This window comes from Pseudomonas sp. LBUM1641, from assembly GCF_059716235.1.
This window is the reverse complement of sequence record NZ_CP166815.1, coordinates 5,820,211-5,842,825: the sequence shown is the minus strand read 5'-3', so window position 1 is coordinate 5,842,825 and position 22,615 is coordinate 5,820,211. Positions and strand designations below refer to the sequence as shown.

Genomic DNA, 22,615 nt, shown 5'->3' with positions numbered 1-22,615 from the left:
TATATGAATCAGGATTTTGACGCCGATGTCATCGTGGTTGGCTCCGGCGCATTAGGCAGTAACGCAGCATTTGAATTGGCCAAACTCGGCAAGTCGGTGATTATTCTGGAAGCGGGTGAACATATTCCCCGCTGGAAGATAGTCGAGAACTTCCGTAATTCGTCGAACAAGGGCAATTACAACTCACCGTATCCGAATGAGCCGTGGGCCCATCATTCTTATGATGAGCAATACATCGAGAACACCGGTTCTTTCGAGTTTCGCCCCGGCATGTTGAAACTGGTGGGCGGCACTACCTGGCACTGGGCGGCGGCGTGCTGGCGTTACTTGCCCAACGATATGAAGCTCAAGACACTCTACGGCGTAGGTCGCGACTGGCCGCTGGAATACAGCGAGCTGGAACCCTATTACGTACGTGCGGAAATTGCCCTGGGCGTATGCGGCAGTGACACCCAGGACCAGAGCGGGCAGGGCGGCGGCGCTTTCCCGCCGCGCTCAAGCCCCTATCCGATGGCGCCTGAAGGCGATACCTACCTGTTCCAGCGCCTGCGTGAACGCATGGCCCCGGCCGGTTATCACTTTATCCATGAGCCCAACGGCCGTGCCACCGAACCCTACGACGGGCGCCCGGCGTGCAGCGGCAACAACAACTGCATGCCGGTCTGCCCCATCGGTGCGATGTACAGCGGCGACGTGCACGCCCGCCATGCGGAACAGGCCGGCGCCAAGCTGATCACCGACGCCACCGCCTACAAGCTGGAAAAAGGCGCGGACGACAAGATCGTCGCCATCCATTACCGCAGCTCCACCGGCGCCGATGTGCGGCTCACCGCCAAGTACTTCATCGTTGCCGCCCACGGTCTGGAAACCCCCAAGCTGCTGCTGATTTCCGAGGTGGCCAACTCCTCCGACCAGGTCGGTCGCAACCTGATGGACCACACTGGGCAAGGCCTGCAATTTATCGCCGACGAGCCGTTGTGGCCGGGGCGTGGGGCGGTGCAGCAAGGCGGGATTTTCAATCGCCGCGACGGCGAATTCCGCAAGGAACGGGCGTCGGTCAAACACTCGATTTCCAACAACGTACCGAACATTGCCGTGGCCAAGCGCCTGATCGCCCAAGGCGTGTACGGCAAGGAACTGGACGAGCGCATCCGCCACGACGCGGCGCGCTGGGTTGATGTCTCCACCGTCTACGAAACCCTGCCGCTTTCGACCAACACCGTGCGCCCGAGTCGCACCCGCAAGGACGCCCTGGGCATTCCGATGCTGGTGGTCAACTACGAGGTGGGCGATTACGTGAAGGCGGCCAAGGCCGGTGTCACCGAAGACTATGCGCACTTTGTGCAGCTGATGGGTGGCACGGTGGTGGAAGACAACACCGGCTACCAGAACCGCGACCACCTGATGGGCACCGTGATCATGGGCGCCAACCCCAAGGACTCGGTGGTCAACCACGAGTGCCGCACCCACGACCACGCCAACCTGTTCCTCGCCACCACCGGGGTGATCCCGGCCTCCGGCACCATCAACCCGACCCTGGCCGGCGTGGCGCTGAGTATCCGAATGGCCGACATCATTGCGCGGGAGGTCTAGGTCATGGGATTGCTTAAATTTCCGCTGCTGGCCTTGCTGCTCACCGCGTTGCCGGTGTTTGCTGCTGAAGATACGGATGCGCTGATCGAGAAGGGCGCCTATGTCGCCCGTGCCGGCGATTGCGAAGCCTGTCACCGCACCGCCGAGCATGGCGGCGCGCCGCTGGCCGGCGGGTATGTGATCGACTCGCCCATGGGCAAGATCATCTCCAGCAACATCACCCCGTCCAAGGCCTACGGCATCGGCGACTACACCGAGCAGCAACTGGCGGACGCCTTGCGCAAAGGCATCAACGCCAAGGGCCAGCACCTGTACCCGGCGATGCCTTACACCTCGTACCAGGGCATGAGCGATGACGACATCCATGCCTTGTACGTGTACCTGCAACAGGGCGTCAAAGCCGTGGACCAGCCGGTGCCGGAAACGCACCTGGCGTTCCCATTCAACATTCGCCAACTGATGTTTGGCTGGAACCTGGTGTTCCTCGACAGCCAGGGTTTTGTGCCCAAGCCCGGCGCCACCGAACAGACCAGCCGCGGCCAGTACCTGGTGGACAACCTGGCCCACTGCGGCGCCTGCCACACCCCGCGTAATGCCCTGATGGCCGAGGACAACAGCCAGTACCTGGCCGGCGCCAAACTGGGGGGCTGGGTTGCGCCCAACATCACCTCCGACAAGGTCAGTGGCCTCGGCGACTGGAGCGAGGACGACCTGGTCAACTTCCTGAAAAACGGTCACCTCGCCGACAAGGCCCAAGCGGCAGGCGGTATGGCCGAAGCGGTGGAAAACAGCTTCCGCTTCCTCAGCGACAGCGACCTGCACGCCATGGCCGCCTACCTGCACAGCGTGCCGCCGATCCGCGATCCCGGGCAGACCGAGCGGGTGGTGCGCGACGTCAAGCCGGTGGACATGAGCGCCCTGGAAACCGGCCAGGGCGATCAAGCCTCATTGGCAGACGCCACCGGCCTGGATGGCGCACGCCTCTACAACTCGGCCTGCTCCAGTTGCCATGGTCGCGATGGGCAGGGCAGTGCTGACAAGTTCTACCCGTCCCTGAGCCTCAACACCGCGCTCAACGGCAACCAGGCCAACAACCTGGTGATGGCAATCATTGCGGGCATCGACCGTAAAGGTGCCGATGGCGCAGTGAACATGCCGGCCCTGGGCGGCGACCTGAACGATGCGCAAATCGCCGCCATCGCCAACTACAGCCTGCAAACCTTCGGCAACCCGGCGCTGAGCGTCAGTTCCGAAGAAGTGACGAGCTTGCGTCGCGGTGGGGACGCGCCGTTGTTGATCACGGCGATGCCGTATTTGCTGTGGGGCGGTGGCGTGGTGTTGCTGGTGCTGATCATCGTGCTGGTGTTGTGGCGGCGTCACCACAAACACCTGCGGGCAGTGGAGGCCAAGCGGATCGCGTTGAACCGGCGTTTTCATTCCAACTAGCCAGAAACACAAAAGCCCCGCCTTCGGTATGAAGTGCGGGGCTTTTTGTTGGGCGGGTAAATCACCGGATGTTTTCCTCGTCATACCCAACTGTAGGAACGGGCGCGAATTCCGCACCTGAAGCTGCGAGCCGGCAAGGAGAAGTCATCATGGTCAACGTGAGTCGTCGTTCCCTGATCGCACTGGGCGCAGCCTTGCCGCTGCTGGGGCGTCTGGACTGGGCAGAGGCAAGCGCCACCGTGGCGCCGCCCGAGGTGCTGCTCAACTACAACGAAAGCCCCTACGGTCCTTCGCCGGCCGCGCGGCAGGCGATGCAGCGCGGTATTGCGGCCTCGGGGCGCTACCCTTATCCGGACATGTACGCCCTGGCCGAAGCGTTTGCCCAACAGCAAGGGATTTCGGACGAGCATGTGGCGGTGTTCGCTGGCTCCATGGCCGCGTTGCGTTACGCGGTGCTGGCGTTTACCAGCGAAACCCGCAGCCTGGTGATGGCCACGCCATCCTACGAAGTACCGCGCCAAGCCGCCGAGTCGCGTAAGGCCCCGGTGCACGAAGTAGACCTCACCGCCGACCACGCCCATGACCTCCCCGCGATGCTCGCCGTTGACCGTCAGCCTGGCCTGATCTACCTCTGCAACCCGAACAATCCCACCGGTACCCTCACACCCACCAAGGCCATCGAGCACGCACTGGCGAATAAACCCAAAGGCAGCATTTTGCTGGTGGACGAGGCTTACATCGAGTTCAGCGATGCCCCCAGTTGCGTGGCGTGGGTCAAGGAGCATGACGACTTGCTGGTGCTGCGTACGTTCTCGAAAATCTACGGCTTGGCCGGTGCGCGCCTGGGGCTGGCGATCGGTCATCCGGCGCTGCTGGAGCAACTGGCGGTGTTTGGTGGGGATAACGTGCCGGCGGCCGCCAGCTTGCTCGCTGGTCGTGCCAGCCTTACGGATGCGCAACTGGTGCCTGCACGCAAGGCGCTTAATACCAGGTTGCGGGATGAAACGGTGGCCTGGTTGAGCGCACGGGGATTCACGTGCACGGCGTCTCACAGCAACTGCTTCATGATTGATGTGGGGCGGCCGGCGGAGCAGGTCATCGAACGGTTGGGCGGGCAGGGCGTGAAGATCGGGCGGGTGTGGCAAAACTGGCCGCAGTGGGTGCGGGTCACCGTGGGGAATGCTGATGAGATGAAGCGGTTTCGCGAGGTGTTTGCGGTTCAGGTCGTACGCTGAATTCGCTGCGGCGCAGGTCAAATGTGGGAGCGGGCTTGCTCGCGAAAGCGGAGTGTCAGTCAATGCATACGTGACTGACCCACCGTCTTCGCGAGCAAGCCCGCTCCCACATTTAGATCGAGTTACTGCTGGGCGATGCTGTAGCCATCAAATGCAGTCTGCTGCTGCAGCGCAGTGATGATGCTTTTACGCGTCAGCGGCTGTTCGGCGCCCGAGTTATCCACAAAGGTTTCAACTTCCAGTTCAGCCTCATCACCTTCACCGACAAAGCTGAAACCGAGGAACTCAAACGCTTCACGGTCGACACTTGGCTTGGAACGCGGCGAACGCATCGGCAGGGTGACGCTGATGCCGTCCTTGCTGATGGCGAACACTTCCGCTTCCTTCTTCGGCCGTGAAGCCTTGCCTTTGCCGGCGCTCGGGTTGCTGATGGCCTGGTGTGTCTGGTTCAGCACCTTGAGGGCCAGGCCGTAGACCAGCTCCTGGAACTCCGGGTCGTCCTTGAAGCTGGACAGGATGCGGCTGATGGAGAACTTGGTGTTGAGGTCTTCCAGGGCGGCGTTGTCGGCGGCTTCGGCGTCCTTGAGCTGCTTGAGCTCGCCCATCAGGTCGTAGGCCTTGTCGTCGTCGAAGGCATCGTGGGCCTGGCGGATGGCCACGCGCAGCTCGCGGATCTGGTCGCTTTCCTTGGAGGTGTGGAACGCGTCCAGCACCATTTCACTGATGGTCTTGGCCGCCGGCACGTGCTGTGAAAGATTGATGGCGTTTTCGTATTCAGCTTTGGACTGCAAGGCGACTACGGATTCTTCGGTACGGGAATCAGACATTGAAATTTCACTACTTCAGTAAACGGGGAGACGGGAAAAGCGTCGCGCATTTTCAGCGGGGAGGGGGATCAGGTCAAGGCAGCACAATGCCCTCATCGCGGTTGAATGACGCCAACGCCCGCTGCAGCTTGATCGCCCGCCCGCAAAACAGCCCAACGGTAAAACCCGAAGCCCCGCCCGCCAGGGCCAGCATTGGCGCGGTGCTCGACAGCAACGGATGCACGGCGTGCTGGTAACCGAGGTAATACTTCACTGCGAAGAACAGTTGGGAGATCAGCAGGATTTTCCAGGTGCCGGGCAGCACCAGCGTGTGGCCATCGAGGCTTGCACCCTTGGCGGTGAACATCACCATCGCCAACAGGCAGCCCACGGCGGCACCGCCCAGCCAGCAGCCGATCGACAGCGTTGAATGTTCAATGGACAGCAGCGACCAGATCACCAGCACCACCGGCAGGATAACCAGCGACCGGTGGTTTTCGCGGCTGCCGCGGGTGGCTTTGATCCCGTACCAGCAGATCCACAGATAAACGGCGTACACCCAAAGGGGCGTGCCCTGAAGAATGTCGAGCATGGTCAGCGTCCGTGCCTGATGAAGTTGGGCGTCGATATTCGCCGGGCCGCGCGTGGCTTGTCCATCGATTTAACCGAGGCGCTTGCCCATTTCGAAGGCGCGTTTTTCGTAGCCCAATTCCTCGTACAGCCGCTGCGCCGGTTCGTTGAAGGCCCAGACGGTCAGGCGCAGATCACCGGCGCCCTGGCGGATCGCCCAGCGCTCGGCGAGCGCCATCAGTTCACGGCCAATGCCCTGGCCACGCTGAGCCTCCAGCACGCAGATCGAACCGATCCGCGCGACGCGCAGCGGTTGCAGCAAGGGGCTGGCGGTCTCGATGATTTGCCCGGTGATAAATCCAACACCAACGCCATGCTGCTCGGCAAGAAACACCGCCTGAACCCGGCTGGTCAGGCAGGGCCGCCAATGGGACTGGTCGCGCTCCACCTGATCGGTGGCGTCACGGTAGATATCGGGCCGCTCCTGGTGGTGCAGGCGGTTCAGCGGCTGGCCCAGCACGCACAGGGTGTGCAGGTCGTCCAGGTGGGCCTGGCGATAGGTCAATCCTTGAGACATGGCAGTCCTTCGAACGGGGCAAAAGGCGTTTTATGCCCGTTATCGGCGATCACGTAAAGGCGCGGCGCTAGCCCCAAGCTCTTCGACGAAGCCGGCAATGCGCCGGCAAGCTTCCTTGAGGGTGTCATCGGCGACGGTAAACGAAACCCTTACAAACCCCTCGGCGCTGGCGCCAAAGGCCTGTGCATCAAGCACCGATACGCCGGTCTGGCGATACAGTTGCCAGGCGAATTCCCGGCCGGTGAGCCCGGTGCGGCGTACGTCCACCAGCATGAACATGCCCGCCTGGGGGATTCGGCAGTCCAGCTCGCTGATTGCACTCAACTCGTTTACCACCAGGTCACGCCGGCGCCGATACACCGCGCGAGCATCGCTGACCACGGCCTCATCCAGTTCCAGTGCCTTGATCGCCGCCGCCTGGATAAACCCTGGCAGGCCATAAATCATGCACAGCAGCAAGTTTTCCAGATGGCTGATCAAGGTGGGCGGGCCGGCCACCCAGCCAACCCGCCAGCCGGTCATGGCGTGGCTTTTTGACAGGCTGTTGAGCACCACTGTCCGTTCGGACATGCCGGGTAACGCGCTGATGCTCAGGTGTTGATCGTCATAGATGAGCTGCCCATACACCTCATCGCAGATCACCCACAGGTCGTGCGCGCGTGCCACTTCGGCGACAGCTTCCAGCTCTTCGCGACAGTAGACGTTGCCGGTGGGGTTGCACGGTGTAGCGAGGGCGATGCCCCGGGTCTTGTCGGTAATCGCGGCCTGCAGCGCGGTGCGGGTCAGGCGAAAGCCGTTGGCGGCCGGTTGTTCGACGGTGGTAATGCGTGCCCCCGATGCATGGACACAGGCTTCGTAGGTCAGGTACATCGGCTCCGGCACCAGCACTTCATCGCCGTGGCTGAACAGGCACAAGCAGGCCGCGAACAGGCCATTCTGCGCGCCGGCGACCAGGGCAATATTGTCGGCGTGCACCGTAATCCCTTGCAGCAGGCTCTGCCGGGCCGCGATGGCCTCCCGCAGTTTCGGGCGGCCGAGCACATGGGTGTAGTGGGTGTCCCCGGCGCGCAGGGCGTCCACGGCGGTTTCACAGATCGCGCTGTCTGTGGCGAAGTCCGGGTCGCCGACACTGAGCACAATCACGTCTTCGCCACGCAGTTGAGCTTCGGCGGCGGCGTAGTGAATATCCCAGGCACTGACGGATTCGCCGCCAATGCGCCCCACAAAGGGTGAATAACGCATCCTTGCTCTCCTCGCCGACATCGATGCCCGCGTCAATTAGTCAATTTCAGTTCCACTGTAGAACATGGCGCCTGATCTACATCAAGGGCCGCGCGCAAAAAATCCGCTACAACGAAGCTGGGGCTGACCATGCCCCGGTTATCTGCCTGATGACCCAATAAAAACGATTGCAGACCTGCGCCGAGGGGACCGCCCCAGGCCGGGTTATTAAAGGAATAGTGCGATGATTTTTCCCCTGTCACGTCTGGGCCTTGTGGGGGTGGTGCTGTGTCTGTCCCTTCCCCTGCACGCCAACGAAGCCGACCCCACGCTGATCGAACAGGGCAAATACGTTGCCCAACTGGGTGACTGCATCGCCTGCCACACCGCCAAGCAAGGCGCGCAAATGGCCGGCGGGCTTGAGTTGAGCACGCCAATGGGCACGATCTATTCGAGCAACATCACCCCGGACCGCGACACCGGCATCGGCCAGTACACCTTTGAGCAGTTCGACCGGGTGATGCGAGAAGGTGTGACGCCCGCGGGGCAGAACCTGTACCCGGCGATGCCGTACCCGTCGTACGCGAAGATGAGCGAGGTCGAAATGCGCGCCTTGTTCGCTTACCTGATGCAGGGCGTGGAAGCGGTGAACAAACCCAATCTGGATGCGGAGATGGGCTTCCCGTTCAACCAGCGTTGGGGCCTGGCGTTGTGGAATTTTGCGTTCCTCGACAAGCAGCCGTTTGCGCCTGACCCGGCAAAGGATCAAGTGCTTAACCGGGGCGCTTACCTGGTCCAGGGCCTGGGCCACTGCGGTTCCTGCCACACCCCGCGCGGCATTGCCTTCCAGGAAAAGGCCATGAGCGATGCGGGCCGCAGCGGTCGGCACTACCTGGCCGGGGAGACTGTCGAGCACTGGCGCGCCTTGAGCCTGCGCAACCTGTGGACGGTGGAAGACACCGTGCAATTGCTCAAAACCGGGCAGAACCGCTTTGCCACGGTCTCGGGCAATATGGCCGATGTGATTCATCACAGTACCCAGCATTTCACTGACGCAGACTTGACCGCCATCGCTACCTATTTGAAATCCCTGCCGCCGGGCAAGGATGACCTGCCGATGCCGGCCGTAGCCCACGAACCTGTTGCCCCGCCCAAGGACCTGTTCACCAGCCGGGGTGGCCTGGGCTACATGCAGTTTTGCAGTGACTGCCACCGCAGCGACGGCGGCGGGGTGAAAGGGCTGTTTCCGCAGTTGGCCGGCAATCCGGGTGTGGCATCCAGCAACCCGACTTCACTGCTGCACATCACCCTCACGGGGTGGGAGACCGCTGAAACGGCGACTCATCCACGGGTCTACACCATGCCCGGGTTTGCCCGGTTGGCGGATCAGGAAATCGCTGAAATCCTCAGCTTTGTGCGCAGCAGCTGGGGCAACGAAGGCACGTCCATCAGCGCTGCCCAAGTGAAGAAAATGCGCGGCCAGCTCAACCCGGTCACCACCGATTCGTCAGCGTTCGAAACCCCGCGCCTGGCGGAGTTGCTGGCGGCGCCGAATGCCGATCAAGTGGTGCGTGGCATGCGCCTGCACCTGCAGACCAAGGCGCTGCTGCCGAACAACGTGGGCAATGCCTTGAACTGCACCAGTTGCCATCTCAACGCCGGCACCGTGGCGGACGGTTCGCCGTTTGTGGGTGTCTCGGCGTTCTTCCCGAGCTATGCACCGCGGGCCGGCAAGGTAGTGAGCCTGGAGGTGCGGATCAACGGCTGCTTCCGTCGCTCGATGAATGGCAAGCCACTGCCGCCGGAATCGGCGGATATGCAGGCGATGGTGGCGTACTTCGACTGGATGAAAAACAACACCCAGCCCGAAGATAAAGTCGCCGGGCGTGGCGTGGGCAAGGTCGATCCTGCGATCAAGCCGGACATGGAGAATGGCAAGCAGGTCTACGCCAAGCAATGCGCGGTGTGCCATGGCGACAATGGCCAAGGGTTGACGCGGGCGGATGGCGAGTTGGTGTACCCGCCATTGTGGGGCGAGCAATCGTTCAATATCGGGGCGGGGATGGCGCGGCTGTACACGGCGGCGGCGTTCGTGAAACGCAACATGCCGATTGGCTTCCACGAGAAATTCCCGTTGGGGCAGGGCGGGTTGTCGGATCAGGAGGCGGTGGATGTGGCGGCGTACTTCTCCCAACAACCTCGTCCGGATTTCCCGGACAAGGTGAAGGATTGGCCGAAGGGGGGTAAACCCGTGGATGCGCGGTACTAACCCCACAACCTGTTCGAAGTGGGCACAGTAAATGCGGGAGCGGGCTTGCTCGCAAAGACGGTGGGTCAGTCACACATGTATTGACTGACACTCCGCTTTCGCCAGCAAGCCCGCTCCCACAGTTTTAACCGAGTGCAGTCAGTTAGAAAGTGGTGCGCAAGCCCACCTGCACACTTCGCCCCGGCGCCGGTGCGATGTCCCGCAGGATCGAGCTGGCGTAACGCACGGTCTGGTTTGTCAGGTTCTCACCGTTAACAAACGCCAGCCACTGGCTGCCGCCGACATTGAAGCGGTAGCCGGCACTGGCGCCCAAGGTGGTGTAGCCGTCGGTGCCGCTTTCGTTATCCGGCACACGCCCCTGGCCCGCCGCGTGCTCGACATCGATCCGCGCCTGCCAGCGGTCCAGTTCCCACAACAAACCGCTGTTCAAACGCAACGGCGCAATCCTTGGCAAGGCTTCACCCGTGTCCAGGTTGGTCGCGCGGGTGTAGTCGCCGGACAGTTCCAACGCGAACTTGCCGTAGGCACCTTCCCCCAGCTTGATGTGATCCTGGGCTTCAAAGCCCGCGAAACGCGCGCGTACGCCGGAGTATTTGTACTCCGGAATGCCGCCGGCATCTTCCTCGCCTTCGTCATTCAAGGTTCGACCGCTGCCCAGCAGGCCGATGTAGTTGGAGAAGTGGCTGTAGAACACGCCAAAGCTGCCCTTGTGGGTGCCGTTGTCAAAGCGCAGCGCCAGGTCGCTGGACACCGCTTTTTCTTTCGACAGGTTGGCGTCGCCCAGTTCGTAGGTGCCGGTGGCAACGTGGGCGCCATTGGCATACAGCTCGTAGAACGTCGGGGCGCGTTCGGTGTAGCCCAAGGTGGCGGCCAGCGACCAGATCGGGGTCAGGGTGTATACCGCGCCGGACGACAGGCTGCCGGCGGTGAAGTCGGCGGACTTGTTGGCATTGGCAAAGCGCGCGTTGCCTTTGCCGTCCGGGTCGACGTTAGTGTGTTCCAGACGCCCGCCGAGGCTCAGCTTGAGGCGTTCGGTGGCCTGCATTTCTTCGAGGATAAACAGCGCGCCGGCATTGGTGTCGGTTTGCGGGACGAAGGCTTCTTCACCCAGCGCCGAGAATTCGTTGCGGCTGACCTGTGCGCCCACCACGCCGTTGAATGGCCCGATCGGCAGGTGTCGCGCTTCAACTCGCGCTTCGTAGCCCTTGTTCTTGAAGGTGGTGCCGGTCTCGCCGCCTTCGATCTCCATGTGCTTGTAGTCGGTATAACCGGCGTCGAGTTTCACCGAGGTGAACGGGCCTTGCAGGTTGCGGATCTCGGACGCAAAGGCGTAGTGATCCTGCTTCATGCGGATGCGCACGTCCTGCTCGGCCGGGGAGCCGTAGTTGCTGTCGTAGTTGCTGTAGGACAGCCCGGCGTAGCCGTCGTCCCACGTGTAGGAACCGCCGACTGCACCACCGTCCTGGCGTCCGTCGCTGTTGCCGAGGCGACCGTTCTTGCCTTCACCGTCTTCGCTTGGCGGTGCATGACGGCTGCGGGCAAAACCGGGGATTTTCAGGTCGTTGAATTCCCGCGCGCTGGCGTCCAGGTGCAAGGCGAAAGTGCCGTTGCCGGCTTCCAGTTTGCCGGCGCTGCTGCGGGTGGTGTCGGCGCCGCCGTAGCGCAATTCACCGGCCCCGTGAATGCCTTCGATGGCTTCGGTGGGGATGCGGTTGTCGAAGGTGTTCACCACGCCGCCGATGGCGCTGCCGCCGTAAAGCAGGGCGGCCGGGCCGCGCACGATTTCGACGCGGTCGATGTTGACCGGGTCCAGCGGCACCGCGTGGTCATAGGACAGCGACGAGGCATCCAGTGCGCCCACACCATTGCGCAGGACGCGAATACGGTCACCATCCTGGCCACGAATGATCGGCCGGCTGGCCCCCGGGCCGAAGTACGACGACGACACGCCGGGCTGCTTGTTCAGGGTTTCACCCAGGCTGCCTTTTTGTTGCAGGGTCAGGTCATCGCCTTCGAGCACGGTGGTGGGCGAGGCGAGGGTTTCGCTGCCCAACGGGTTGCCGGTGATGACTTGGGGTTGCAGCTCCAGGGCGTTGGCCTGGGAGCTGATCAACAGGGCGGCGGCCAGCGGGGAGAGGCGCCAGAGAGAAGAGAGGGACATCGGTCGTTCCTTGGCAAACGGCAAAAAAAGAGAAGGCTGAAAACGGTAAGGGATTCGATACCCTTTGATAGTTATAGTTACAATATAACATCACTTTTTTCTCTGCCAAGGGGAACTTTCCCAAACCCCGCTCGATCACTCCCACGCAGAGGGTGGGAACGATCGAACAGTGGCCTATAGTGAAGGCAACGCTTCCACCCGCACGGCCCGTCCGCTAAGGTGCGCGGCTTCGTTTTCTTCTTTTTGCACAATAGGCCCGGCATGACCGCGACAAACAAAGACCCACTGCACGGCGTCACCCTGGAACAGGTCCTCACCGCGCTGGTGGCGCATTACCAATGGGAAGGCCTGGCCGAGCGCATCAATATCCGCTGTTTTTCCAGTGACCCGAGCATCAAGTCGAGCCTGTCGTTCCTGCGCAAGACGCCGTGGGCGCGGGAGAAGGTCGAGGGCTTGTACGTGAAGTTGATGCGCACCAAGCGGCCGGTCGAGGACTGAGGTGAAACGTCACCTTATCGGCCTGGCAGCCCTCGGCGGCTGGGTTGGCCTGGCGCTGCAGCAGTACATCATTTTCTACTACCGCTGGGTCGATGGCGCGAGCCTGTTGCCGGGCCTGGTGAATTTCTTCAGCTTCTTCACCGTGCTCACCAACACCCTGGTGGCGGTGGTGTTGACCCATGCGTGGGTGCAACGGCCATCTTCCGCGAGCCGATTTTTCCTCAGGCCCGTGGTCAGCAGCGGGATCGCCGTGAGCATTGTCGTGGTCAGCCTCGCCTACAGCCTGTTGCTGCGGCACATGTGGCAGCCTGCGGGGTTGCAGTTTGTGGCGGACGAGCTGCTGCACGACGTGATGCCGTTGGTGTTTGTCGCGTATTGGTGGTGGTGCGTACCCAAGGGCAGCCTGCGGCTCAAACACATCGGGCTGTGGGTGATTTACCCATTGGTGTACTTCGCTTATGTGTTGTTGCGCGGGTATGTGTGGGGGTTGTATCAGTACCCGTTCATCGACGTGGACACCCTCGGTTATCCACAGGTGTTCATCAATGCCGGCGGAATCCTGGCGGGGTTTGTGCTGGTTGCTTTGGTGGTGGTGGGGCTGGATAAAATCGGTAGGGCCGAGGTTGCTCGCGAAGGACGTTAACGATAACGCAGCGTGTCTGGTTTAACGCGGCGTTCTCAGGTTCTTCGCGAGCAAGCTCGCTCCTACAGGGATCACTGTTGCCAGTAACCGACTGCCTTGAGGAACGCCTCATTGACGTTGTGCGTGTCCAGCAGCACCCGCCGCACCTGGCGCGACAGTTTGCTCTCGGTAGCGACGAAGCTGTACAACGAACCGCCCGGTAGCGTGAGGTTCTGCACCGTCTCGAGCAAGTCACCCTGGCCGCGCACCACCCAGATCACTTCTACCTCGGCAGCGCTGTGCAGCGGTTGCCGCTCTGCCGCATTGTCGATCACGATCACCGCCAACACCTTGCGCCCCGCCGGCAATTCGTCCAGGCGCCGGGCGATGGCCGGGATCGCGGTTTCATCGCCGATCAACAGGTAGCTGTCGAAGATATCCGGCACGATCATCGAGCCACGCGGCCCGCCGATGTGCAGGTGCTGGCCGACCTTGGCCTGCTCGGCCCAGGTGGAGGCAGGGCCATCGCCGTGCAGCACGAAGTCGATGTCCAGCTCGCCAATGGCCAGGTCGTACCGACGTGGGGTGTAGTCGCGCATGGCGGGTTGTGGGCCATCGCCGCGCAGGTTGAAGTCGGGGCTGTCCAGCGCGGCTTGTTCGGCGGCGTTCTGCGGGAACAGCAGCTTGATGTGGTCGTCACTGCCCAGGCTGATAAAGCCCGCCAGTTCCGGCCCGCCCAAGGTGATGCGGCGCATGCGCGGGGTGATGTCGACCACGCGCAGAACTTCGAGGCGGCGGCGTTTGATTTCGTGGGTCACGCGGTGAATGGCTTGGGTATTCATTGAGCTTTCCCGTCGGCAATGGCTTGGGCGGTGCTGTTGAGCAGCGCCGCGACACGAACGATTTCTTCCGGGCTCCAGCGCCCGTGGTGCGAATGCAAGGCATGGCGCAGGTTATGCACCGCCTCGTGGATTTCTGGCGGACGGTCCTGGCCGCGCAGCGAACGTTTGCTCACATCCATGCGCAGGCGAATGCCTTCGAGGGCAACTGCTTGTTCGCTTAAGAAGAGACGACCGGCGTCGGTGATTGTGTAGCGTTTTTTTCCATCTTCGGCATCGCCGGCAATCAATTCGCTTTCTTCGAGAAAGGTCAGCGTGGGGTAGATCACGCCGGGGCTTGGGGTGTAGGCGCCGTCGAACAGGGCTTCGATCCGCCGGATCAGGTCATAGCCGTGGCACGGCTGTTCGGCGATCAGCGCCGGCAGCAGCAGTTTTAGGTCGCCGGGGGCGAAGACCCGTGGGCCTCGGCCACCGCGTTCGCGGCCAGGGCGTTTTTCGAAGCCGTCGCGGCTGTCACCGGGTTCGCGGTGAGAATGATGGTCTCTCATTTCAGGTACTCTCGTCTGGTTTAGATACAACGTAAGATATATCTTATTGTCACCGCAACCCCGGCAGACGAACGGTCATCTCGCGTCGTGTGAAACGGGACTCGAAAACAGGCTGATCAGCGCACTGACCCTCACGACATATTCGCCAACTTGTTAGTTGGCGTGCCCCAGTAATTGCTGTTGTTTTTTATAATAAGTAATCCTATTCTTACGGACTTGTCCTGCACTAAATCATTCTCATTAAATCGATGTAGTCTGCTTCTTACGGTTATTTCAAAAGTTTTGGCAAATGGCCATAATTTTCCTATCTGTCGTGGTGTGACAAGGCTACGTGAATAAGCGAATCGACCGGCTTTCATATTCAAAATCGAAATGGATAATTGCCCGGCCTCGAACGAACTCCTGAATTGCAATACAAGTAATTGGAAAGCATCCGATTTCCACTGCTTCAGGAAACTGTTCTGGCGCTTGGTTAATAAGTCCTGTGCGCAACTAAGCCAGGATTTCGTTTTGATTTTTAATATATGTGAGCATCTGCAAATGAAGACTAAAGTAAAAGCTGCGCTGTTGACTGTCGGCCTGTTGGCGGGTTCGATCTCTGTTGCTAATGCGGCGGACGGGACGATTACATTTACGGGTTCGGTCCATTCGGGTGCTTGCTCTATCAAGCCTGAGTCTGTGGATCAGTCAATTGCACTGGGCGCTATCGCAAAGCATCAGTTGCAATCCGGCGGCAAGTCTACCGCCCGCCCCGTGGCTATCGAACTTGAAGGTTGCGACCTGTCTGGCCTCACCGATAACACCGTGACCACCACCTTCACCGGTGCGCCGTCCAGCGTTGTGCCTGGCGGCATCGGCACGGTCGGTAGCGCGGGCGGCATCGGCATCATGATGACCCACGGTGGCAAAGCGATTGAGCTGGGCGTGCCAACCACTCCGCAGGTCATTGTTGCCGGTAATAACACCCTGCAGTTTGGCGCCTACGTACAAGGCCAGGCGACAGGCGACATCGTTCCTGGTGATTTCAGCGCGGTCACCAACTTCACCTTGGCTTATCAGTAAGTGTTTCCCCCGCCACTTCCGGTGGCGGGGGAAAACTGGCGGGAGATCAAGGTGAAAACATTCATAAGTCTCGCTATTGCCTCTTCATTGACGCTGTTCATCAGCCCTTGTGATGCCGCGCAGACGCGTGTGCAAGGCGATGGGCTCGTCACACTGGCAGGCGAGATCATCGACTCGGCCTGCGGGCTGGAAGCGGTCACTGCCGATCAGACCATCGACATGCCTCCCGAACCCATCGGCCGCCTGTTGCGAGAGGGCGCGGGGCAAATGCAGCCGTTCCAGCTGCGGCTGGTCAACTGCACGGTGACCCGTCCCGACCCGTTGCGCCCCGGCGAAACACTGCCGGACTGGGAGCATCTTCGCGTGACGTTCGACGGGCCCAGCGATATGGGCGGGCGCTCCTTTGCGGCCTTTGGTGCCTCACAGGGGGTTGCTTTCCATATTGAGGACGCAACTGGCCAGGCGAGTGTGCCGGGAGTGCCGATGGCGCTGCTGCCGTTGGTTGATGGCGACATGACACTTCATTACAGGCTCCGCCTGGTGGGCAACGGAGTGCCGCTGTTGGCAGGGGCTCACCGCGCGGCAGTGCGGTTCAAGTTGGAATACTTCTGAAGATTGAGTTGCGTGTATGTTGAATACGTCGAAAGTCATGAATACGCTGCGCCCCAGCCTTTTTGGCGGGTTGATATCACTGGCTGGAACTGCAATGGGCGCCGGGGATATTGAGTTTAATACTGACGTTCTTGATCTGATTGATCGCTCCAATATTGACCTGTCTCAGTTTGCACGCAGTGGGTTTATCTTGCCTGGCACCTACTCGATGGTGGTCCAACTCAATACCCAGCCTATATCTGAACAATCGGTGGCGTTCTTTCACCCCGATGATGATCCCAAAGGTAGTGTGCCTTGCTTATCGCGCGAGCTCGTGGAGCAACTGGGCCTCAAGGCGTCCGGCGCTGATCAGCTCAAGTGGTGGAAAGGCGGGCAGTGCCTGGATATCACGGGCTTGCCCGGCATGGAGGTCAGTGCCGACCTGGGCACTTCCACCCTGGACATCAACCTTCCCCAGGCCTACCTGGAATACAGCGCCATCAACTGGGACCCGCCGTCACGTTGGGATGAGGGGGTGCCCGGGCTGCTGGTCGACTACAACATGACGGCGCAATCCAGCTACCGCAAAGGTGACGGTACGCGCAATGACCTCAGCGGTAACGGCACACTCGGGGCCAATGCCGGGGCCTGGCGCCTGCGGGCGGATTGGCAAGGGCGTGTCGAGAAAGACCGTGAGGCCCAGGCCAGTCGGCAAAAACTGGAATGGAGCTGCTATTACGCGTATCGCGCCATTCCTGCGCTGAAGGCACGCCTGGTGTTGGGCGAGGACTACCTGTATTCGGACCTGTTCGACAGCTTCCGCTTTACCGGTGCCGGGCTCAAGTCAGACGAAAGCCAGCTGCCGCCCAACCTGCGGGGCTATGCACCGGAAGTGGTCGGGGTGGCCAAGACCAATGCCAAGGTTGTCATCAGCCAGCAGGGGCGTGTGCTCTATGAAACGCTGGTCGCGGCAGGCCCTTTTCGTATCCAGGACCTTAACGACGCCGTGTCCGGCACGCTGGATGTGCGGGTCGAAGAGCAGGACGGTTCGGTGCAGAAATTCCAGCTCGATACGGCAGGTGTTCCCTACCTGACGCGTCCCGGGCAGGTTCGTTACAAGCTGTCCGCCGGGCGACCGTCCAACCTGCAGTACCACTCCCACGGTGACTTTTTCGGCACCGGCGAGTTTTCCTGGGGGATCAGCAATGGCTGGTCGCTTTTGGGTGGTGCGATAATGGATAACAACTACCGTGCGCTGTCGGTGGGTGCGGGTCGGGATTTGCTGGCGTTCGGGGCCGTTTCCCTGGACGTCACCCAGTCTCGCGCCAGCCTGTGGAACCAGACACTCTCGGGAAAATCCTACCGCCTTCAATATTCCAAGAACTTTGAAGAGTACGACAGCCAGGTCACCTTTGCCGGTTACCGGTTCTCCGAGAAGAACTACTTGAGCATGAGCCAATACCTGGATGGTCGGCACTACGGGTTGAACGGTGAGCTGGGCGGGCGCGGCGTATTCGATGAAGACGGTAACTTCATTGAACACTGGAAACCCCTTGGCGGTAACAAGGCGCTTTATACGGTGACGGTGAACAAACAGTTCCGCGACCTGAGCACCACCGTTTACGCCAGCTACAACAAACAAACGTACTGGAACCGGCCGGACACCCAGCGCTGGAACCTCTCGGCGTCTCGTTACTTCAACGTGGGCTCTGTCAGGAACATGAGCCTGTCGCTGAATTTATATCGCACCCATGAATACCAATATAAGGATAACGGAGCAGCGCTGACGGTCAGCTTGCCGTTGGGCCCCACCGGCACCCTGTCGATGGATGCCAACAGGGCCGGCGGCAAGAACAGCTTTACCACACGCTACGCCGATCGCCTGGATGAACGTAACAGCTACCAGGTCAGTGCCAGCGACACCTCGGCCAGCGGCTACCTGAGCCATATTGGTGACCAGGCCGACATCGACCTCAGCGCCACGACGCAACAAGGCAATAACCGCACCCTCAGTGCATCCGTGCGTGGCGGCGGCACGCTCACGCCTTACGGTGGGGCACTGCATCGAACCACCAGTACCGGCGGAACCCGCCTGATGGTCGATACCGCCGGTGTGCCCGATGTGCCCGTGCGGGGTTACGGCACGCCGACCCGCAGCAACGCGTTCGGCAAGGCGGTCATCTCCGACATCACCAGCTACCAGCGTACGGCGGCCAGTGTTGACCTGGAGAAATTGCCCAGCGATGTCGAGGCCACTCAATCCGTGACGCAACTGACCCTCACCGAAGGGGCCATTGGCTACCGATCGCTGGAAGTGATTTCCGGCCAGAAGGCCATGGCAGTTCTTCGTCTGCCGGATGGCAGTGCGCCGCCCTTCGGCGCCACAGTGAAAAACCGCAAGCAGCAGGACACCGGGGTGGTGAATGACGGCGGGGATGTCTACCTGAGCGGCATCCAGGCCGGCGAGCAGATGGTCGTCAGTTGGGGCGGCACCGAGCGTTGCGTCCTGACGCTGCCTGTCGAGTTGCCAACGGATGCGTTCACCGATGCCCTGCAACTGCGCTGCCAGATGGTAGCCGTCGATCAAGCCTCACCCGAGCCAGCCACCCTGACCGGCCAGCGAAACACTATGGAGAACCCATCCTCATGAAACACAACATACGTTTTACCTACGCACTGCTGCTGGTGGTCTTGAGCCAGAGCGCCAACGCCGCTGTCGGCCTGGACCGTACCCGAGTGATTTTTGATGGTGGCAAAGAAGCCACTGCCGTGAACATCACTAACAACAACACCCAGTTGCCGTATCTGGCCCAGGGCTGGATCGAGGACGAAGAGGGCAAAAAGATCACCACACCCTTGATCGTGCTACCGCCGGTTCAACGCCTGGAACCAGGCAAGCAAAGCCAGGTGAAAGTGCAGGCATTACCTGCGGTCAAGTCGCTGCCGCAGGACCGAGAGACGGTCTACTACTTCAACCTGCGGGAAATTCCGCCGCGCAGCGACAAGGCCAACACCCTGCAAATTGCGCTGCAAACCCGGATCAAATTGTTTTACCGGCCGCAGGCAATTACCCCCACCCAGCAGGACCTGTCCAACCCGTGGCAGGAAAAGCTGACCCTTACCCGGCAAGGCGATCACTACCTGGTGAATAACCCCACGCCTTACTACGTGACCCTGGTGGATGCGCGCAGCAGCAAGGACGGCAAGACCCTGCCGGGCTTCGAGCCGGTGATGGTCGCGCCCAAAGGCACGCAGGCCCTGGGGCCGACTGCCAAAGAGCTCGGTACCACCCCTTATTTGTCCTACGTGAATGATTACGGTGGCCGTCCGCTGCTGGCGTTCACCTGCAGTGGCGAGACGTGCAAGGTGAACACGCAACTGTCTGTGGCCAATCAGTAGTGCCTGCTGCCGGAGAACGTCATGAAGTTGCACACAGTGAAGGTCTTGGGCGGTCTGTTGCTGGCCCTGATGGGGCCGGCGCACGCCGCGGATGACGAGGATGTGGAGGGCATGGTCGGGATGCTCAACATTCTCGGGTCCATGCACGAAACCCCCTGCAGCCTGGAGATGGCATCCCTGCACCAGACGATTGACTTGGGCCCGGTATCGGCCAGCCAGTTGCAACGGCCGGGTGACCAGGCGACCTCCGTGGCCTTTCAACTGCTGTTCGAGGATTGTCGGCGCTCCGCCGGCCGCATCGTCAGTGAGCGCACGGGAAACCTGACATGGAGCGCCTATCAACCGGTGCTGTCGGTAGCGTTCATTGCGCCGGCCGATGCCGATGATCCACGGCTGGTCAAGGTGCAAGGCATCACCGGGATGGGCTTGCGCCTGACCGATTCCCAGGGGCGCGATGTACAGCTGGGTTCAAGGGGGGAGCCGTTGTTCTTGCCCTTGGGCCGCAACACGCAGACCTGGAACGTCCAGCCCACGCGCACCCCGGCACCCTTGACCAGCGGTGCATTCCGGGCCGTGGTGGATTTCAGGCTCAATTATGAGTAAGGGCAGAACAATGACCAGGTTAACAGGCCCGAGGGCCATTTTTATCGGTGCGGGACTGCTGTGGGTGGTCAGCCAGGGCGTGCAGGCCGATACCAACCTGACGATCCGCGCGGTGATCATCGCGCCGCCGCCATGCGTGATCAACAGCGGGGGAACGCTGAATGTGCCGTTCGGCAATGACCTGCTGACGTCGCGGATCGATGGCGTGAATTATCGACGGGACGTGCCGTATACCGTCACCTGCAGTCCCCCCGTTTACAGCAACGCGATGACCCTGGAACTCAAGGGCGCGGCGGCCGGGTTTGATAACAAAGTGCTCTCGACCCCCAAGACCGACCTGGGGATAAAACTCTTCGCCAATGGGGCGGACTGGCCGCTGAATACGCCGTTGAGGTTTACCCATCCCACCTTTCCAGCCGTGCAGGCGGTGCCGGTGAAACGCGCGGGCAGCACGTTGACCGGAGGGGCCTTTGCGACTGCCGCCACGCTGGTGATCGAGTACCAATGACGAGCCCTAATAATGAGGAATGATCAATGACAAGTTGGCCGCAGCGAGCGTTGCTCGCCTTGTGTTCCATCGGCTTTTGCAGTGGTGCGTCGGCCAACCTGACGTTCAACGGAACGCTGAACGAGCCGCCGCCCTGCACGATTGATTCGGGCAGCACGATTGAAGTCGATTTCGGGGATGTCGGCACCAAGCGTATCGATGGCGTGAAGTACCGCAGGGCCGTCGGCTACACCATCCGCTGCGGCGCCTCCACGCTGCCGTGGTTGTTGAAGCTGAGCGTCAAGGGCGCAGAGACAACCTTTGATAACGCGGCCCTGCAGACCACTGCGCCTGACCTGGGCATTCGGCTGTATCAGAACAACGCGCCGTTTAGCCTCAACATGCCGCTGGACATCAGCCTGGCGGCACCGCCGACATTGGAAGTGGTACCGGTCAAGCGGCCGGGTTCGGTCCTGAAGGCCCAAGGGTTCACGGCGGTGGCCACGCTGTTGGCTGAATACCAGTAGGAGTCGAGTGTATGCGACACGCAATGATTCATAAGGGGCTGGCCCTGCTACTGACCTTCGGCCTGGCGGCCACGGCGCATGCGGTGGACAACCTGAGGTTCAAGGGCAACCTGGTGGAACAGGCCTGCACCATCCGCCCGGGCGATGAAGCCATCACCCTGGAGCTGTGGGACCTGACCAGCACGCACCTCTACATCAACACACGCTCAGTGGGCAAACGTTTCACCCTGCACCTGGATGATTGCAATACCACCATCAGCGACTCGGTGACCATCCTGTTCAACGGTGCGGAAAACCGCGCGCTGCCCGGTTTGTTCGCGCTGGACGGCGGCAGCGGTGCCTCTGGTATCGGGCTGGGTTTGGAGACGCTGAGCGACAAGCCAGTGCCGGTGAACAAGGTCGGCGACGAACAGAAATTGAGCCCCGGCAACAACGTCATCCTGCTCAAGGCCTATGTGCAGGGTGAGCCGGATGCCCTGCGGGACAAGACCATCGGGCACGGCAGCTACCGTGTGACTTCGACGTTTACGCTGGATTATCCGTAACGGTAAACCGTTATGCATGGGATGAAAGAGAACAACATGAAACGACTATTTGGAGCCGTTGTGCTGCTTGCGCTGGCTGGCGTCACGACGACCGTGAAAGCTGCCGATTGCCGGGTCAATGGCGGCAATTGGCAACGGGTGAGCATTGGCGGGACGCTGAACCTGCAGGTTCCGGTGAATGTGCGACTGGAGGTGAATGAGCCGCGTATTCTCCTGTCCGGGGTGAGGATCGAATGCCGCTTCGAACCCGACAGTTATACCCCGGATGGACGGCAGGATTACTGGGCCACCGGGACGAGGATCGGCCCGGCCTGGTCGCCTGGTCCGAAGTTTGTCAACCAGACGACCGGTTTGCGCACAAACGGCACGTACCGCGACACGCCTATCCCGGCGGGTATCCGGATTGCGACCATGCCTAACAATACGACTCCGATCCCGATCGATGTCATTCCTTATATCTTGATCCGCAACAACCCGACCAACCCTATCGACATTCGAATAGGTGACACCCTCGGCGTGTTACGTCTCGACCAGACCAACAATTACGATAGCGGCTCCACGAGCCTGCAGCTCACGTACATCGCCAACAACGACTTCATCATTTCCCCATCGTCGTGCACGATCAACAATAACCAGCCGATCAATATCGACTTCGGCAACGTGCATCAGAGGGCGATAGGCACGGACCCCCTGTCCACCACTGTTCGTAAAGATCACACGCTGACCTACCGGTGCCCGGACCCGGGGATTACCACGCCGATCACCATTACCTACAAGGGCACGCCTTCCTCGTTCAACCCCAACGCACTGGTGATGAGCAATCCGAACGTGGGCACAGCCCTTGTTCGTGGAGGGGCTGCGGTTAGAGTCAATAACTCGTTCCTGACTCGTATCACCAACAGCTCCGGAAGCGACCTTGTGACGTTCGCCCTGGTCAAGCAAGCAGGGTCCCTGCCTGTCGAGGGGCCGTTGAACGGCAGCGGCGTACTGGTGATGGGTGTGCCATGACACACACA

At 61.0% G+C, this 22,615-nt stretch carries 22 protein-coding genes; 15 read left to right on the top strand and 7 right to left on the bottom strand.

Annotation, left to right across the window (positions count from 1 at the left end; genetic code table 11):
* Positions 1–3 precede the first annotated feature (3 nt).
* The 3 genes from ACA046_RS26870 (at position 4) to ptaA (ending at position 4,274) form a co-directional block, all read left to right on the top strand.
* Positions 4–1,593, top strand: a complete 1,590-nt coding sequence (locus ACA046_RS26870; RefSeq protein ID WP_167662841.1) for a GMC family oxidoreductase — start codon at positions 4–6, stop codon at positions 1,591–1,593.
* A gap of 3 nt (positions 1,594–1,596) precedes the next feature.
* Positions 1,597–3,039: a c-type cytochrome gene (locus ACA046_RS26865; protein WP_497675305.1), complete on the top strand. Its 1,443-nt coding sequence runs from the start codon at positions 1,597–1,599 to the stop codon at positions 3,037–3,039.
* Positions 3,040–3,188: 149 nt separating this feature from the next.
* Positions 3,189–4,274, top strand: a complete 1,086-nt coding sequence (ptaA, locus tag ACA046_RS26860) for a pyoverdine biosynthesis transaminase PtaA (RefSeq protein WP_497675304.1) — start codon at positions 3,189–3,191, stop codon at positions 4,272–4,274.
* A 122-nt stretch (positions 4,275–4,396) separates the two neighbouring features.
* Here ptaA and ACA046_RS26855 read toward each other — a convergent pair whose 3' ends face one another.
* From ACA046_RS26855 to ACA046_RS26840, 4 genes are all read right to left on the bottom strand, one after another.
* Positions 4,397–5,101, bottom strand: coding sequence for a hypothetical protein (locus ACA046_RS26855; protein WP_076015651.1), 705 nt, complete (start codon positions 5,099–5,101; stop codon positions 4,397–4,399).
* 73 nt (positions 5,102–5,174) lie between these two features.
* Entirely contained in the window at positions 5,175–5,672 is a 498-nt protein-coding gene (locus tag ACA046_RS26850) for a hypothetical protein (protein WP_459023597.1), read from the bottom strand.
* 69 nt (positions 5,673–5,741) lie between these two features.
* Positions 5,742–6,227, bottom strand: a complete 486-nt coding sequence (locus ACA046_RS26845; protein WP_459023595.1) for a GNAT family N-acetyltransferase — start codon at positions 6,225–6,227, stop codon at positions 5,742–5,744.
* Positions 6,228–6,266: 39 nt separating this feature from the next.
* A complete protein-coding gene (locus ACA046_RS26840; RefSeq protein WP_497675303.1) occupies positions 6,267–7,469 on the bottom strand; it encodes a pyridoxal phosphate-dependent aminotransferase in 1,203 nt (400 codons plus the stop codon).
* A 223-nt stretch (positions 7,470–7,692) separates the two neighbouring features.
* On the opposite strand from ACA046_RS26840, the gene ACA046_RS26835 reads away from it, so the two are divergent.
* Entirely contained in the window at positions 7,693–9,717 is a 2,025-nt protein-coding gene (locus ACA046_RS26835) for a c-type cytochrome (RefSeq protein ID WP_497675302.1), read from the top strand.
* Between the two features lie 142 nt (positions 9,718–9,859).
* On the opposite strand, the gene ACA046_RS26830 is transcribed toward ACA046_RS26835, so the two are convergent.
* Entirely contained in the window at positions 9,860–11,878 is a 2,019-nt protein-coding gene (locus ACA046_RS26830; RefSeq protein WP_497675301.1) for a TonB-dependent receptor, read from the bottom strand.
* A 261-nt stretch (positions 11,879–12,139) separates the two neighbouring features.
* On the opposite strand from ACA046_RS26830, the gene ACA046_RS26825 reads away from it, so the two are divergent.
* Entirely contained in the window at positions 12,140–12,376 is a 237-nt protein-coding gene (locus ACA046_RS26825) for a VF530 family protein (RefSeq protein WP_003216406.1), read from the top strand.
* A 1-nt stretch (position 12,377) separates the two neighbouring features.
* Positions 12,378–13,019 (top strand): Pr6Pr family membrane protein, encoded by a 642-nt coding sequence (locus tag ACA046_RS26820; RefSeq protein WP_459023587.1) that lies wholly within the window; start codon positions 12,378–12,380, stop codon positions 13,017–13,019.
* Between the two features lie 71 nt (positions 13,020–13,090).
* Here ACA046_RS26820 and ACA046_RS26815 read toward each other — a convergent pair whose 3' ends face one another.
* Positions 13,091–13,840 (bottom strand): siderophore-interacting protein, encoded by a 750-nt coding sequence (locus tag ACA046_RS26815; protein ID WP_459023585.1) that lies wholly within the window; start codon positions 13,838–13,840, stop codon positions 13,091–13,093.
* A complete protein-coding gene (locus tag ACA046_RS26810; protein ID WP_459023583.1) occupies positions 13,837–14,385 on the bottom strand; it encodes a PadR family transcriptional regulator in 549 nt (182 codons plus the stop codon). Before ACA046_RS26810 ends, ACA046_RS26815 begins: the two co-directional genes overlap by 4 nt.
* Positions 14,386–14,925: 540 nt before the next feature.
* Between ACA046_RS26810 and ACA046_RS26805 the strand changes: the two genes are divergently transcribed.
* Genes ACA046_RS26805 through ACA046_RS26765 form a run of 9 tightly spaced genes read left to right on the top strand, consistent with a single transcriptional unit; the run spans position 14,926 to position 22,607 of the window.
* A complete protein-coding gene (locus tag ACA046_RS26805) occupies positions 14,926–15,447 on the top strand; it encodes a fimbrial protein (RefSeq protein WP_497677142.1) in 522 nt (173 codons plus the stop codon).
* 51 nt (positions 15,448–15,498) lie between these two features.
* The gene (locus ACA046_RS26800) at positions 15,499–16,059 is read left to right on the top strand and encodes a fimbrial protein (RefSeq protein WP_497675300.1); all 561 of its coding nucleotides are present in this window, start codon (positions 15,499–15,501) and stop codon (positions 16,057–16,059) included.
* Between the two features lie 16 nt (positions 16,060–16,075).
* The gene (locus ACA046_RS26795; RefSeq protein WP_497675299.1) at positions 16,076–18,688 is read left to right on the top strand and encodes an outer membrane usher protein; all 2,613 of its coding nucleotides are present in this window, start codon (positions 16,076–16,078) and stop codon (positions 18,686–18,688) included.
* The gene (locus ACA046_RS26790) at positions 18,685–19,437 is read left to right on the top strand and encodes a fimbria/pilus periplasmic chaperone (RefSeq protein ID WP_497675298.1); all 753 of its coding nucleotides are present in this window, start codon (positions 18,685–18,687) and stop codon (positions 19,435–19,437) included. Before ACA046_RS26795 ends, ACA046_RS26790 begins: the two co-directional genes overlap by 4 nt.
* A gap of 21 nt (positions 19,438–19,458) precedes the next feature.
* The gene (locus tag ACA046_RS26785; protein ID WP_497675297.1) at positions 19,459–20,040 is read left to right on the top strand and encodes a fimbrial protein; all 582 of its coding nucleotides are present in this window, start codon (positions 19,459–19,461) and stop codon (positions 20,038–20,040) included.
* 10 nt (positions 20,041–20,050) lie between these two features.
* On the top strand, positions 20,051–20,548 hold the full coding sequence (locus tag ACA046_RS26780) for a fimbrial protein (protein WP_497675296.1): 498 nt from the start codon (positions 20,051–20,053) through the stop codon (positions 20,546–20,548).
* Between the two features lie 26 nt (positions 20,549–20,574).
* Positions 20,575–21,054, top strand: a complete 480-nt coding sequence (locus ACA046_RS26775) for a fimbrial protein (RefSeq protein ID WP_497675295.1) — start codon at positions 20,575–20,577, stop codon at positions 21,052–21,054.
* 11 nt (positions 21,055–21,065) lie between these two features.
* Positions 21,066–21,599: a fimbrial protein gene (locus ACA046_RS26770; RefSeq protein ID WP_459023571.1), complete on the top strand. Its 534-nt coding sequence runs from the start codon at positions 21,066–21,068 to the stop codon at positions 21,597–21,599.
* 36 nt (positions 21,600–21,635) lie between these two features.
* Positions 21,636–22,607, top strand: a complete 972-nt coding sequence (locus ACA046_RS26765; RefSeq protein ID WP_459023569.1) for a fimbrial protein — start codon at positions 21,636–21,638, stop codon at positions 22,605–22,607.
* Positions 22,608–22,615 lie beyond the last annotated feature (8 nt).

Bases quoted from the DNA above. Each gene is read 5' to 3' on its own strand.
- ACA046_RS26870 (WP_167662841.1), top strand. From the start codon at position 4: ATGAATCAGGATTTTGACGCCGATGTCATCGTGGTTGGCTCCGGCGCA.
- ACA046_RS26865 (WP_497675305.1), top strand. From the start codon at position 1,597: ATGGGATTGCTTAAATTTCCGCTGCTGGCCTTGCTGCTCACCGCGTTG.
- ptaA (WP_497675304.1), top strand. From the start codon at position 3,189: ATGGTCAACGTGAGTCGTCGTTCCCTGATCGCACTGGGCGCAGCCTTG.
- ACA046_RS26855 (WP_076015651.1), bottom strand. From the start codon at position 5,101: ATGTCTGATTCCCGTACCGAAGAATCCGTAGTCGCCTTGCAGTCCAAA.
- ACA046_RS26850 (WP_459023597.1), bottom strand. From the start codon at position 5,672: ATGCTCGACATTCTTCAGGGCACGCCCCTTTGGGTGTACGCCGTTTAT.
- ACA046_RS26845 (WP_459023595.1), bottom strand. From the start codon at position 6,227: ATGTCTCAAGGATTGACCTATCGCCAGGCCCACCTGGACGACCTGCAC.
- ACA046_RS26840 (WP_497675303.1), bottom strand. From the start codon at position 7,469: ATGCGTTATTCACCCTTTGTGGGGCGCATTGGCGGCGAATCCGTCAGT.
- ACA046_RS26835 (WP_497675302.1), top strand. From the start codon at position 7,693: ATGATTTTTCCCCTGTCACGTCTGGGCCTTGTGGGGGTGGTGCTGTGT.
- ACA046_RS26830 (WP_497675301.1), bottom strand. From the start codon at position 11,878: ATGTCCCTCTCTTCTCTCTGGCGCCTCTCCCCGCTGGCCGCCGCCCTG.
- ACA046_RS26825 (WP_003216406.1), top strand. From the start codon at position 12,140: ATGACCGCGACAAACAAAGACCCACTGCACGGCGTCACCCTGGAACAG.
- ACA046_RS26815 (WP_459023585.1), bottom strand. From the start codon at position 13,840: ATGAATACCCAAGCCATTCACCGCGTGACCCACGAAATCAAACGCCGC.
- ACA046_RS26810 (WP_459023583.1), bottom strand. From the start codon at position 14,385: ATGAGAGACCATCATTCTCACCGCGAACCCGGTGACAGCCGCGACGGC.
- ACA046_RS26805 (WP_497677142.1), top strand. From the start codon at position 14,926: ATGAAGACTAAAGTAAAAGCTGCGCTGTTGACTGTCGGCCTGTTGGCG.
- ACA046_RS26795 (WP_497675299.1), top strand. From the start codon at position 16,076: ATGTTGAATACGTCGAAAGTCATGAATACGCTGCGCCCCAGCCTTTTT.
- ACA046_RS26790 (WP_497675298.1), top strand. From the start codon at position 18,685: ATGAAACACAACATACGTTTTACCTACGCACTGCTGCTGGTGGTCTTG.
- ACA046_RS26785 (WP_497675297.1), top strand. From the start codon at position 19,459: ATGAAGTTGCACACAGTGAAGGTCTTGGGCGGTCTGTTGCTGGCCCTG.
- ACA046_RS26780 (WP_497675296.1), top strand. From the start codon at position 20,051: ATGACCAGGTTAACAGGCCCGAGGGCCATTTTTATCGGTGCGGGACTG.
- ACA046_RS26775 (WP_497675295.1), top strand. From the start codon at position 20,575: ATGACAAGTTGGCCGCAGCGAGCGTTGCTCGCCTTGTGTTCCATCGGC.
- ACA046_RS26770 (WP_459023571.1), top strand. From the start codon at position 21,066: ATGCGACACGCAATGATTCATAAGGGGCTGGCCCTGCTACTGACCTTC.
- ACA046_RS26765 (WP_459023569.1), top strand. From the start codon at position 21,636: ATGAAACGACTATTTGGAGCCGTTGTGCTGCTTGCGCTGGCTGGCGTC.